The organism is Virgibacillus halodenitrificans, from assembly GCF_001878675.1.
GTDB classification, from domain to species: domain Bacteria; phylum Bacillota; class Bacilli; order Bacillales; family Amphibacillaceae; genus Virgibacillus_Q; species Virgibacillus_Q halodenitrificans.
Map to the genome: position 1 here is coordinate 2,317,037 of NZ_CP017962.1, position 13,532 is coordinate 2,330,568.

12 protein-coding genes are annotated in these 13,532 nt (G+C 37.9%); 3 read left to right on the forward strand and 9 right to left on the reverse strand.

Features of this window, described 5'->3' with window-relative positions:
- Positions 1–2: 2 nt before the first annotated feature.
- Positions 3–647: an ABC transporter permease gene (locus BME96_RS12080; protein WP_071649160.1), complete on the reverse strand. Its 645-nt coding sequence runs from the start codon at positions 645–647 to the stop codon at positions 3–5.
- A 12-nt stretch (positions 648–659) separates the two neighbouring features.
- Positions 660–1,820, reverse strand: a complete 1,161-nt coding sequence (locus BME96_RS12085; protein ID WP_019379259.1) for a betaine/proline/choline family ABC transporter ATP-binding protein — start codon at positions 1,818–1,820, stop codon at positions 660–662.
- Between the two features lie 232 nt (positions 1,821–2,052).
- Here BME96_RS12085 and BME96_RS12090 point away from each other — a divergent pair, with 232 nt between their 5' ends.
- Positions 2,053–2,613, forward strand: coding sequence for a GbsR/MarR family transcriptional regulator (locus BME96_RS12090; RefSeq protein ID WP_071649997.1), 561 nt, complete (start codon positions 2,053–2,055; stop codon positions 2,611–2,613).
- A gap of 73 nt (positions 2,614–2,686) precedes the next feature.
- Here the strand turns inward: BME96_RS12090 and BME96_RS12095 are convergent, their stop codons facing one another.
- Entirely contained in the window at positions 2,687–3,676 is a 990-nt protein-coding gene (locus tag BME96_RS12095) for a hypothetical protein (protein WP_071649161.1), read from the reverse strand.
- Between the two features lie 134 nt (positions 3,677–3,810).
- Here BME96_RS12095 and dpsA point away from each other — a divergent pair, with 134 nt between their 5' ends.
- Positions 3,811–4,695 carry a dipicolinate synthase subunit DpsA gene (gene dpsA / locus BME96_RS12100; protein ID WP_071649162.1) on the forward strand — a complete coding sequence of 295 codons (885 nt, stop codon included), beginning with the start codon at positions 3,811–3,813 and terminating at the stop codon, positions 4,693–4,695.
- 52 nt (positions 4,696–4,747) lie between these two features.
- Positions 4,748–5,131, forward strand: a complete 384-nt coding sequence (locus BME96_RS12105; RefSeq protein ID WP_019379263.1) for an SLAP domain-containing protein — start codon at positions 4,748–4,750, stop codon at positions 5,129–5,131.
- A gap of 113 nt (positions 5,132–5,244) precedes the next feature.
- Here BME96_RS12105 and BME96_RS12110 read toward each other — a convergent pair whose 3' ends face one another.
- From BME96_RS12110 to BME96_RS12135, 6 genes are all read right to left on the reverse strand, one after another.
- On the reverse strand, positions 5,245–6,513 hold the full coding sequence (locus BME96_RS12110; RefSeq protein WP_071649163.1) for a cytosine deaminase: 1,269 nt from the start codon (positions 6,511–6,513) through the stop codon (positions 5,245–5,247).
- On the reverse strand, positions 6,510–7,781 hold the full coding sequence (codB, locus tag BME96_RS12115; RefSeq protein WP_019379265.1) for a cytosine permease: 1,272 nt from the start codon (positions 7,779–7,781) through the stop codon (positions 6,510–6,512). The genes BME96_RS12110 and codB overlap by 4 nt, the downstream gene beginning before the upstream one ends.
- Before the next feature lie 316 nt (positions 7,782–8,097).
- The gene (locus BME96_RS12120) at positions 8,098–9,531 is read right to left on the reverse strand and encodes an MFS transporter (protein ID WP_071649164.1); all 1,434 of its coding nucleotides are present in this window, start codon (positions 9,529–9,531) and stop codon (positions 8,098–8,100) included.
- 138 nt (positions 9,532–9,669) lie between these two features.
- Complete coding sequence (locus BME96_RS12125) at positions 9,670–11,145, reverse strand: aldehyde dehydrogenase family protein (RefSeq protein ID WP_071649165.1); 1,476 nt, start codon at positions 11,143–11,145, stop codon at positions 9,670–9,672.
- Positions 11,146–11,175: 30 nt separating this feature from the next.
- Positions 11,176–12,309, reverse strand: coding sequence for an acyl-CoA dehydrogenase family protein (locus BME96_RS12130; protein WP_071649166.1), 1,134 nt, complete (start codon positions 12,307–12,309; stop codon positions 11,176–11,178).
- A gap of 20 nt (positions 12,310–12,329) precedes the next feature.
- Positions 12,330–13,526 (reverse strand): acyl-CoA dehydrogenase family protein, encoded by a 1,197-nt coding sequence (locus BME96_RS12135; protein ID WP_071649167.1) that lies wholly within the window; start codon positions 13,524–13,526, stop codon positions 12,330–12,332.
- Between the last annotated feature and the right edge of the window lie 6 nt (positions 13,527–13,532).

Genomic DNA, 13,532 nt, shown 5'->3' on the forward strand with positions numbered 1-13,532 from the left:
TGTTATGCTGCTTCATATGATTCTTTCATTCCAGTTGGTGTTAATTTTTGTTCAACTATTGCAAGCAAACGATCCGCAAGTAGAGCTAGAATTGTAGCCGGAACCGTACCAGCAATAATTAATACTGGTTGATAGAGATTTAACCCATCAAATATAAAATCTCCTAAACCACCACCGCCGATAAATGCCGCTAAGGTAGCCCAACCAATTAAATAAACAGTTGACAAACGAATTCCTGCCATAATTACAGGAAGCGCTAAAGGCAGCTCCAGCTTCATAATTGATTGCCAATTACTCATCCCCATTCCTTTTCCTGCTTCACGTACACTTGCATTTACACCTTGAATCCCAATATACGTATTTCGCAAAATTGGCAGTAAGGAGTAAAAAAACAGAGCAAGTATGGCTGGTAGCTTACCTACTCCAAGCAAAGGGATAAAGAAAGCTAGAATAGCTAAACTTGGGATGGTCTGTAATATGCCTACAAAGGAGATTAAACGGTCTGCCATTTTGGGGATTCGGGAAAATAAAATTCCCAGTGGTACTGCTACAACTACACCAAGTAATATAGCAACGAAAGAAATGTATAAATGTTCACCTGTTTTTATGAGAAGCTCTATACCATGATTCGATAAAAATTCATTCATTCTTTCACCCTCCTATTTTGCAATCTCCAAATCTACGTGCTCTTCTACATCAAAACCATCGCCCCAAATTGTATCGTAGACCAGATTTGCTAATGTAGCCCTTGTTACAATCCCGACCAGTTTTTTCTCTTCGTCCACTACAGGCACATACTTGACACCCCTACGTAATATTTTGTGAACGGTATCTCTTAACAGACTGTCTTTTTCTACATAAAGAAATTCTTTTTCCATAACTTCATTAACCAAAGTTGCTTTCTTGTAGTTTAAATTAATAATCTCTATATCAATAAAGCCTACTAATTTTTCCTGTTGATCCAAAACAAGTAATGAATCAACATGTTTGTCACGCATAATGGAAATCGCATTCTTCAAAGATTCATTTTCCTGTACAGTAATCGGTGTACCTTCCATTATTTGACCAACCGTAGTAACATCAGGTCTTCCTTGAATTAACCGCTCTTTACCCAGGAATTCTTCCACAAATTCATTTGCAGGATTACGCAATATTTCCTCAGGAGTATCTGCTTGAACTACTTCGCCATCGCGCATTATTACAACACGATCTGCAAGCTTTAGTGCTTCATCCATATCATGGGTAACAAAAATAATGGTTTTATGTAATTCTTTTTGAAGTTTTTTGAACTCATCCTGCAAAGCATCCCTTGTGATAGGATCAAGTGCACCAAATGGTTCATCCATTAATATTAACGGGGGATTTACAGCTAGTGCGCGGAGTACCCCAATCCGTTGTTGTTGCCCACCACTAAGTTCATGCGGATACTTATCCAGATACTCAGTTGGCAAGCCAACTAATTTAATCAATTCCTTTGCACGTTCATTCTTCTTCTCTTCCGGCCATTTTAATAGAGTACCAACAAGTACAATATTCTCTTTAATTGTCATATGTGGCATTAAGCCAATTTGCTGAATAACATAGCCAATGGAGCGACGGAGCTGTACAGGATCTTGCTGCTTAATATCCTTTCCATCAACTAATATAGTTCCATCCGAGATGTCAATTAATCGGTTGACCATTTTCATCGTAGTTGTCTTTCCACAACCACTCGGACCGATAAAACATACAAACTCACCTTTATTAATCTTTAAGTTTAATTTTTTAACAGCGGTCTTTCCACCATCATAGACTTTTGTCACATTCTTAAATTCTAACAAAGTCTTCCACCTCCATGTAGATTTTTGTCGATCAATAGAACTATTTCAGTATATAGAATAAAAAACTCATCGTAAACTTTAAAAAATCTGTGTAATTATTATTTTATAAACTTTATATCTTGTATATCTTTGATTTGCTTCTATTTTCTTAGTATTTCGGAGAATTATATTATTAACATTTTCTTTCAAGTCATGCTATGATAATAATGGGAGGGAGTTCATGGATACCTACATAGAAAAAGAAGTACTGGAAGAACTGAAACAAGCCGAAAGTCAGATTTCCGATCGAATTGCTGATAATATGAAAACGTTTGGCGTTTCTTCTACAGTTGGTCGACTTCTCGGCATCATTTACCTTAACCGCACGCCCATGACTTTGGATCAACTAGCAGAGGAAACCGGTATGAGCAAGACTCGGATGAGTCAAGTGATGCGGCAAATGATGTCCTTAAACATAGCTGAAAAGGAATTCGTAAAAGGAAGTCGCAAAGAGTATTACAAGGTTGAAAATGATTATATTCAAACGTTTATTTCCTTGTTCACTACGAATTGGAAAGAGGTAGTTAGTAAAAATTCACAACTTGCAAGACGACTACAGGATAAAATTCTACGTTTAGAAGAAAAACACCAAGATAATTTTTCGCCTGAAGCGGAGAAAAAAATAGCTGATTTAAAAGAAGAATTGGAACAATGGATTAGCTACTATGATTGGATCCGAAGACTTGTTGAATTCTTTGAAAGTGAAGATATACTAAAATACGTGCCTCCAAAAAAGCCAAGCAACGATAGCTGAAGGTAAAAAAACACACTTACCGATAGTTGTAATACCTATCAGCAAGTGTGTTTTTATTTATGCTCACATCTTTTTATCCGTCAATTACTTCATTAAAAAGCAAGCCATTTTGAAAATCAATTATCTTTAATCTATTTGTCTCTTTAACAAAAATACTCTTAAACTGTTGCTGACCATTTTCATTGGTAATTAACAGCACACGTTTATATGGATTGTTCTCCACAACCTTCATGTTGTCCTCATCTACACCTGTTTGTTCCTCAACTATATCAAATTCAACAAAGTCATCTATTTCTACTGACTCTTCTTCTACAGTTTGGTCTTCTTGTGAATCAGAATCTTCAGCATCCTCTAAGATTCCGTTATACACAAGGCCACCATTAAAATCAATTACTTTTAATCTGTTGGTCTCTTTTATAAATATACTTTTAAATTGATTTTGACCTTTCTCGTTACTACCAATCATCACACGTTTATGGTCATTATCTTCGACAACCTGCCATTGATCATCATCTATATCTGTTTGTTCTTCCACCATATCAAATTCAACAAAGTCATCTACATCTTGATCTTCAGTTGCATTATTTTCTTTATCTTGGTCTTCATTAGCTGTATCATCTTTATCTTCATCGGTATCTGTATGCTCATTCGAATCATTGTCTTTGTTCTGCTCTCCATTAGCCGCAGATTCATCAAGCACCTTATTTACAAGCAAGCCTTTATGAAAGTCAATTAATTTATGACGTGTTGTCTCTTTAACATAAATACTCTTGTACTGAGGTATTCCTTTTTCATCACTGAAGAGGATCACTCGCTTATATGGATTGTCCTCCATCACATTAGCTGTCCACTTTTCTGTATCGATGTGAGCCTGAATACTTTCAAATTCAGCGAATTTACTGATATCCTCAGAAGCAGATAGTTGATAATGCATTGTAGCAAAATCGGTCCCCTTCTGTAAATTTGTTGCGTTTGCTGAGTCGGCATGTACTACATCTCCTCCACTAATTCCGGTGGAGGCAAGCATAAGTGCTCCCATTGATGTTACAATTAATGTTTTCATAAATTTTATCTCTCCTTTTCTATGTGATTAATTACATAATAACCTCATAAAATGAAAAAACAGTGTGAGTAAAATTAGAAAACGGTAAGAATTTCCTCAGTTAGTTTTAATAATCGAAGAAAGGCGGATGTTCAATGAGTCTACAGAAGAAGTTATTGATCTTGGGTGGGGATGCCAGATATTTAGAAGCAATTCGTTTACTGGCTAATAAAGGTGTTGATATTACTCTTATGGGTTATGATCAACTTCAATTTCAACAAAAGAATGTAAAAATAGTTAATCCCGAATATTTTTCTTATGGCCATTTAGATGGTGTACTACTCCCAGTTGGAGGCACAGACTTAGAAGGTAAAGTAGAAACTACCTACTCAGATAAGACCATTCATCTTACAAAGGAATTATTAATTCAAACTCCAGAGCATTGCAGCGTCTATACAGGAGCTGCCAATAAATACTTGGAAAACTTAACGAATCAAACTAACCGAAAACTTACAAAGATCTTTCAAAACGAAGAGACGGCAATTCGTAATTCTATTCCTACTGCTGAAGGTGCCTTACATGTAGCAATAGAAGAGACGGATACGACTATTCACAATTCGAACGTGATGATTCTTGGTTTTGGAAGAGTGGGCAAGACTCTTGCAAGACTATTCTCTGCTGTAGGAGCAACTGTACATGTAACAGTAAGAAACAAGACAGCAGCTGTAAAGGCATATGAAATGGGTTTACAACATGTATGGATCAGTGATCTTCAAAAAAAGATTAAAGATATTGATATATGCCTAAACACTGTTCCTGCTCCTGTATTGAATAAACAAGTAATTGCAAATCTAAAAAAAGATTGTGTGATTATTGACCTTGCCTCAGCACCAGGAGGTACCGACTTTGCCTTTGCAAAAAAACAAAACATAAAAGCTATTCATGCACTTGGGTTACCAGGAAAAACCGCACCGAAAACGGCGGGAAAGATTATCGGAGAGGCAATGTATGAACTATTAGATGATAAAATAAATAGTTAAACGGTTGTTCATGTTACAATAAGGTATCATCTACCTTCAAAGGAGTATATGTATGCAGACATTAATATTTGAAACGGCATGGGATAAAACGATTGCACCACGGGATAGAGAACAAATTGAAGCTCTTTTTAACAAGACAAAGGAGCTATTTAACGACGGAATACATTTTGTACCAATCCGACAAGCGGTGAATCATAGAGGTGATTTATTAATAAGTGTGCTTATCCATAATTTTTCTCAAGAAGATTATTTGTTTGATAAGAAAACCTTGCAATATAAATGGGAAGAGAAGATAATAGCCTCTCATACCTTTACTTTACCATTTCATATAATAAAGCACCATACTAGCATGCCATGGACATTCATTTTTCCTAAAGAGACATGTGTTACCACAAACAATTTCACTAACGGTGAAATAAAGCTTATAAATCCTTAGGAAAAGAATTATTTTATCATCAATAACAAATTAGTAGATGTTCGAACATCACTTTTTATAACAAAAGACCTGAAGGACTTCAAACTTTCCTTCAGGTCTTTCTATATTCAGTATTATTTTGCAAAATCTATCTTTTCTACTTTATCTAACATTACGTTTGTTTCACTAGGTTTTGTCTCAGCAATAATTTCCCCATTTCGTATAGAGTACAACGTGCAAGCTTGTTTACGAATTACTTCATATTCATCCATACCGTCCATTACAATAAGGTTCGCCGGTTTTCCGACCTCCACTCCATATGTTTCTTCCATATGCAGCGTTTTTGCGCTATTTGATGTAATGAGGTCGATGGAATTAACAATTTGTTCATACCCCATTAGTTGGGAAGCATGAATTCCCATATGCAACACCTGCAACATATTCCCTGTCCCCAGTGGATACCACGGGTCAAAAATATCATCATGGCCAAAACAAACATTCATGTCAGCCTCCAATAGTTCCTTAACTCGAGTTAAACCACGACGTTTTGGATATGTATCAAAGCGGCCTTGTAAATGAATATTAACAAGAGGATTTGATACAAAATTAATCTTTGACATCCCTAACAAGCGAAACAGTTTATATGCATATGCGTCATTATACGAACCCATTGCTGTTGTATGGCTCGCTGTCACCCGTGAACCTAAACCACGTTCATAAGCTTCTGTGGCCACCACTTCCACAAAACGAGATTGTTCATCATCTATCTCGTCACAATGGATATCCACGAGCCTATCGTATTTTTCTGCAAGATCAAATGCTACTTTCATAGAATCCACACCATATTCTCTTGTGAATTCAAAATGTGGAATACCTCCGACAACATCTGCTCCCATCCTTAAAGCTTCCTCTACTAGTTCTTTTCCATTCGGGTAAGATAGAATACCTTCTTGGGGGAAAGCAACTATTTGAAGATCAACATAGGACGCCATTTCCTCTTTGACGTCAAGCATTGCAGTTAAAGCAGTCAGATTAGGGTCTGTTACATCAACGTGTGTACGAACATGTTGAATACCTTGAGCAACTTGCCATTGCAATGCTTTTTTTGCCCTTGTTTTAACATCTTCATGTGTTAACGTTTCTTTTCGTTGAGCCCAGCATTGAATACCTTCAAACAATGTCCCACTCTTGTTCCATTCAGGCTCTCCTGCTGTCAGTGTTGTATCTAAATGAATATGTGGCTCAATAAAAGGAGCGAGCACGAGGGAACCGTTCACATCCAATATCTCTTGATCACTTACATTTTCTTGTTTTGCCGAAGAAATGGATTCTATTTTCCCCTCATGGATAGTAATATCCCACTGACCTTGCTTACCACGTAAAGCTGCATTTTTAATAATCATGTATTACTCACCTTTTCTTTATTAGTTATCATAACTTCTTTTTCACTGAACTGTGCAACAAGTTTGGTTACAGCTACATGTATTACTGCTGAACCTATTAGTGCATTTATCGGCGGAATACCAGGTAGGAAAGTTGCTGCTGCAATACCTGATGCCCAGGCAAGGATTGCTACCCAATTAAAGGACTTAAATTTCATTGTTTTGAAGGCCTGGTAATTCCCTCGATTCAAGATAAAGAAATCAGCAAGAATTATAGCGCCAATTGGCGGCAAAGCAGAACCAAGCAATGTTAGAAAACCAACAAAGTTATTATAAAGCCACATAGCAGCAACTGTACCGATCACACCATTAATAACTACAATTTTATGCTTTGGTAGTTTTGTAATATTTGATAGTCCAAGGCCGGAAGCGTATAAAGCATTATCATTGGTAGTCCAGATATTTAAACCTAGCACAATGATTGCTGGTATAATCAAATTTTGCATAAACATTACTTCGGAAATATCTGCCAATCCTGTAGCTATAGAACCAATTGCTCCAAATAGAAACATCAACGTGTTACCAATGAAAAAAGCAATAACAGTAGATATAACTGCAGATCGTTTTCTTCTGGCAAACCGGGTAAAATCAGGAGTAAGTGTACCTGCACTAATAAACGATCCGATACAAATAGTAAGAGCAGCAGCAAGACTGATCGCTTCTGCTGGCTGATAGTCTAATAAACCCTGAATTCCACCAAGACTCTCTGTTGCTTTCCATGCAGAAGTGCTGCCAAGTATAGAAATTAATGGTACCGCAATGAAACTAATAACCGCAAGTGCTTTCATACCAAAGAATGCTGTAAATGTCATTAACATACCAGCTACAGCTATCAATACATAAATATCTATTCCCGTAACTTTTTGTACCGGAACAGCAAACATTGCAGTACCTACTCCGAACCAACCTATTTGTGTAAAAGCCAGCAGAAAGGATGATAAATAAGAACCCTTCTCCCCAAAGGCATATCGTGCTAATAGATGAGTAGATAAGCCTGTCTTAGCCGCCATATATGCAAGAGCTCCCGTATATAGTCCAAGCACAAGATTTCCGACAAGAACTATCCCCATGAATTGGATAAAAGTTAACCCTTGTCCTAGTTCTCCGCCTGACCACATACTAGCAGAAAAAAAGGTTAAACCAAGCATAACAACAAGTGTCTTCCAAAAACCGTTCCGATGTGATTGTGGTACTGCCTCTAATGAAAACTCTGAATCTATTTGCTTCATTTTTTATTCCTCCTGTTTTTCGGTACCAAAACAAGAAGGTAGAGTGTGCAAAAAAACAGGCCCCCTGTCATTTATGACAAGAAGCCTGATTGTGGGAGCAATGGTTGAGAAAAGAAATTAATTATCTGCAATCATTACATTATGCCAAAATAGACATATCCCTACACAATATCCGCTATCCTTGTCAGCCTCACAGGACTGAATTAAAGGTACCATATTTAATTATCTCTAATACTACAGATTACTTTGTGAAAAGTCAACAAAATTTAAACAAGCTTAGTGTAGACATGAAGCAATAAAAAAGATTGATTAAAGATTACCCCGCACTTTCAGTTTCCTCCTGGCCGTTTATAAGCATTTTTTCCTGATGATGGATCCCTTGTATTTTGTTTGGTATTAAAGGAATGAAAATCGCAGCAATAATTGTTAGGCATATAAAGATCCATGACATATTCGCTAATGCACTTACCTTATTCCCGTTAGCTGCAAATATAGCAAAGGTTACTAGAGCAAAAGAAGCACCCAAACGCTGAGCAATATTTTCGATTACATTATTGGTGAAGGTCACTACATTCATTCTAGTTGAATCAGCTTGGGAAACAATAATCGCCTTTACAACAGGAGTGTTGAAACCCGACCCAATTCCAATCAGACTCATTGAGATAAACAGATAAGAAAAAGATGTTTCAATATTTACCATAGTTAGCATAATTATTCCTATAGCAAAAAGGGTTATTCCACTTCCAAGCATGAGACGTGCTGGATACTTCTTAATAACTCTCCCACTAATGAAGGCTGCAAGAGAAGAACCTAGGAAAATAGCCATTTGTAATAATCCTACGGTCGTAGCGGGTTTGCCCTGAACATTTTGCACGAAAAATGTTAAAAGATACATGACACCAGAAAACCCTATAAATAGTAACACCGCTATTAATGTTGGTACCCAAAAACTTTGTTTTCCTACATAGTTGATATCCAATAAAGGAGCATGTTGTTTTTTTTCCACAATTATAAGTAAACACAAACCTAAAATAAAAATAATAAAGGAAGGAAGCCATGCGCTTGACATAAAACCATATGCATTAATAAAAGTTGGTACGGTCAAAAGGCCAGTAAGCACAATTAAAACAAGAATAACTCCTCCTATATCAAGTTTCTTTCGTTGACTCACTGCTAATGCTGGAACTCGGAGAAACAAAAGAAAAGCGATAGCACCTAAACAGGCAGTCAGTACAAAGCTTGATTTCCATCCCATAGCATCAACAAAGAAACCGCTTATTATCGGACCGAACAACGCTCCAATGGTGGAAAAAGCCATAAATGTCCCTAAAGCTTTTCCTCTCTGATCGCCTATCATAAACTTTCCTGCATAAGCTACACCGGCAGGAGCGACTGCTGCTCCGGCAATTCCTTTGCAAAATAAACCGATAACCAATATCCAAAATTCAGGGGAAAAAGAAACCAATAAAGAACCTACAATCATGAATGTCGCACCGATAAGTATTACTATCTTCAAACCAAGAGAATCACCCAACCAGCCTAAAAGTGGTTGAAAACCTGTTAATCCTAATGCAAGACCTAATTGCATCCAAACAGCATGACCTGCACCTAACTGAAATTCTGCTAACATATGAGGGTAAGCAGGAAGATGCGTAGCCAAACTTAGCATTATAAAAAAGGCGCCCAAACAAATGTAGTAAAATCCTCTATTGATTGACTTATCATCGCTTCCAGACAGTTTTACTTCCATTCAATCTCTCCTCCATATAGGATATTACTCCATAACACTCGCACCTTGTTAAAATCTAATTATTCAGTTAATTAAAGGCATAAAAATCCAAATTTCGATGTGAAAGAGGGAAGCTATTATTACTTCCCTCTTTATTTCCTAATTAAAATCTATTACACACGTCTTCTCCTGCGTATAATCCAAGATCGAATCCGTTCCGTAGCCACTTTCTTTAAAGCCTCCAAAAGGCAGATCGGCTCCAACAATACCGTACGTATTAACCCATACATTACCTGCTTCAATTTTATCGACCATACGATGGGCTCTTGCCAAATCAGTAGTCCATACTCCTGCAGCAAGACCGTAGCTTGTATCATTCGCAATTTCAATTGCTTCTTCCTCCGAATCAAAGGGAACTGCTACTGCTACAGGTCCAAAGATTTCTTCTTGACATATACGTAAAGCATTGGAATTCGCCTTAAATAGTGTTGGTTCTACCCAGTATCCACCAGCGTATTCTGTATTTCCTGGCAATAGAGTGCTACCACCACTTCTACCGCCGAAAACAAGCTCTGCTCCTTCTTCTTGCCCAATTTTAATGTAGGAAATAACTTTATTATACTGGGGGAGATTCGCAATTGGACCCATCGTGTTCTCCGTATTTAATGTATTACCAAATTTAATGTACGAATCCTGTATCTTTTCCTTCATCCGTAAAAGAACTTCATCAAATATCGATCTTTCAATAAGGATTCGTGATCCACCCACACATATCTGGCCAGAATTTCTTGTGAAAATACCGTTTATTAAACCATTAACAGCCTTTTCTATATCCGCATCCCGAAAGACAATATTTGGAGATTTGCCTCCCAATTCGAAAATCAAAGATTTAGGTGAACCTGCTGAAGCTTTCGTAATTGCTTCAGCAGTCGCTTTTGAACCGGTCAAACTCACTTTGTTTACTTCTTTATGACTTACTAAAGCATCACCAATATCACTACCAAGTCCGGATATAACGTTTATCACACCAGGTGGGAGAATTTCACTCAGTAATTCACCATATCTTAACGACGCAACAGCCGCATGCTCAGATGGTTTAATGATTACTGTATTACCAGCTGCTAAAGCATAAGCAGCCTTAATTGTAAATGTAAAAAGTGGAGCATTCCATGGTAAAATTCCAAGTACAACACCATATGGCTTGCGTAATGTATATCCAAAGTTATCTCTACCCATTTGTACCGTTTTTCCATGGCTTCCCATATTGGAAGCTGTTCCAGCTGCTTCATACCAAAGCTGCTTCATTACAATATTCAAGTAGTTGTAATCATCACGTACCCAACCATTATTCCGTGTTTCCAGATTCAGAAGTTCCTCTCCATGCTCATCAAGCATATCCCCTATCTGCCTTAGATAATCCCCCCTATCTCTGGCAGGAAGAGATGACCAAGCTGCAAAAGCACCACGGGCCGAAGCTGTTACCCTTTCTACATCCTCTACCTTACTCAGAGGAATCTTCGACCATGGCTTTCCAGTTGCCGGATCAATGCTATCCATCATTTTTTCGCTGGAAACAGGAGAAGGTTTCCCATTAATAATATTGTGGTATTCCTTTAATTCACTGGATGTATGCATGGTTTGCCACCTTTCAATAAATGTATTGTATTACCATCCTAACCCGGAAGCAATTTGTTCATTATAATAATTCACTGAGCCCAGATAGCTCTCATAGTAACGTGCTCTTTTAAGAAAGAGATGACAATCTATTTCTTCAGAGAAGCCAATGCCTCCATGAATTTGAATGTTATGTGAAGCTACATCGATAAATGCATTGGTAGCGAATGAACGTGCGCTGTAAATTGTTGCCTCTCGCTCCTGTTCCTCACTTTCCAATGCCCAATTTGCATAATAGCTTAATGAACGTGCAGTCTCTAATTCTAATTTCATATCTACAATTCGATGCTTAATTGCTTGAAAGCGACCAATTGGTTGTCCAAACTGTTCTCGAATTTTAGCATATTCGGTAGCCATATCAACAACTTTTTCCATTCCACCAACCATCATGGAGCTAAGGGCAGCATTTAGATATAACAGGCCATCCTCAAGAATAGTCCATCCTTGCCCCTTCTCCCCCAGCAGGCGTTCGTTTGGTATTTTGATCTCATTAAACGATAGTTCAACAAGATGTTTTGACTCATCAATACACTTCTGTAGCTGAATCTGCGCACCATCCTCATGATCAACAAATACAAAGGATAGTCCTGTTTGACCATCTCCCTCATCTGTTCTCACTAAGAGTAGATACGTGTCAGCCAGATCTCCATCAGGGATAAGTGTTTTTGTGCCGTTAAGCACCAGGTAATCTTCTTCTTTCTCTGCAAAACACTGTATTCCATTAGGAGAAAAATCTCTTTTCGGCTCAATTACTCCGAGTGTTATACTCCTCTTTCCAGTTGCAATTTCTGGCAGGTACTTTTCTTTTTGAGCTTTTGTACCGTATTTTTTAATAAGTGGCACAGCAAACCCCATAGTCTCAAGGTAACAACCAGGTAATAAAGATCTTCCCATTTCCTCAAATACGGGCACAAGGTCCAACGTACCAAGCTCCAAACCACCATACTCCTCAGGTATATTAATGCCAGTAGCCCCAAGCTCTGACAACCCTTGCAATGTCTCCATTAACTCATTCGTTTTACCTTTGCTATATTCTCTAGCAAGTTTTGTCTGTCCAGCATCGTCCAAATACTTCCGTAAATAACCACGAAACATCTCTTGTTCTTCACTTAATGCAAAATCCATTGAATACCACCTCTATTCTTTTAACGTCCAAGATCTTTTGGTAAGCCTAGCAATCTTTCTCCAATAGTGTTTCGTTGAACTTCACTTGTTCCGCCACCAATTGTTTGACCAAATGATGCAAGGAAATTTTCCTGCCAACGAGTATCAATTAGAGCATCTTCCTTCCATAAAACCCCTTGGTGTCCTTGAATACTCATTGCAAAAGCTGCCATTTCTTTTGTCAGTTCACTTACTACAAGTTTATCGATAGAACTTTCTGCTCCAGGATGCCCTTGTTTAAGTGTAATAGTTAGATTTCGATAATAATTCAATAGCGAACCACGTACGCGTGCATATAACCCGGCCATTTTTTGTCTTATAAAAGAATCCTTTAGAAGAGGTTGCCCATTGACTTCATGTTCCTTTGCCATTTCTACCAAATCGTTAAAGCGCTTCTCTAAAGTAAATAATTCTGCTCCAATGCCGGTGCGTTCATGAAGCATTAATGCAATCATTACCCGCCAACCTTTATCAACCTCACCTACAATATCTGCATCAGATGCTATAGCATCTGTTAAATAAACTTCATTAAATTCCTGCTTCCCATCCATTTGAATAATGGGTTTGGTTTCCACTCCAGGCTGATGCATATCGAGGAGAAAAGCTGTAATTCCCCGATGCTTTTTATCCCGGTCGTAACTCGTACGCGCGAGGAGAAAACATTTATCTGCAAACTGTCCAAAACTGGTCCACACTTTTTGTCCATTAATAATCCATTTATCGCCTTCTTTAACAGCATTAGTTTGGATTGCAGCTAAGTCTGAACCAGCATTTGGCTCTGAATACCCCTGACACCAAACTTCTTCTCCTGTAAGTATTTTTTGAATGTGTTTCTCCTTTTGCTCCTCTGTACCTGACTGAATTAGTGTTGGTCCAACCATATGAATTCCAATGTAATTTATTAGGGGTGGGGCATCGATACGAACCATTTCCTGATGGTAAATGATTTCCTCCATAAGCGTTGCATCTCTTCCACCATATTCCTTCGGCCAGGCAATAGCTGCCCAACCTCCTTCATATAACTTTCTTTGCCAATCTCTGAGGAATTGGGAATACGCCTCTTTTTCTTTCGGTAAATCCTTGTTTCCATCCAGCCAGCCTGGCGGAAGATTTTCTTCAAGCCAGGAACGTAATTCAAGACGAAAAGCTTCTTCATTTTTTGTAATAGTGAAATCCATACGCTC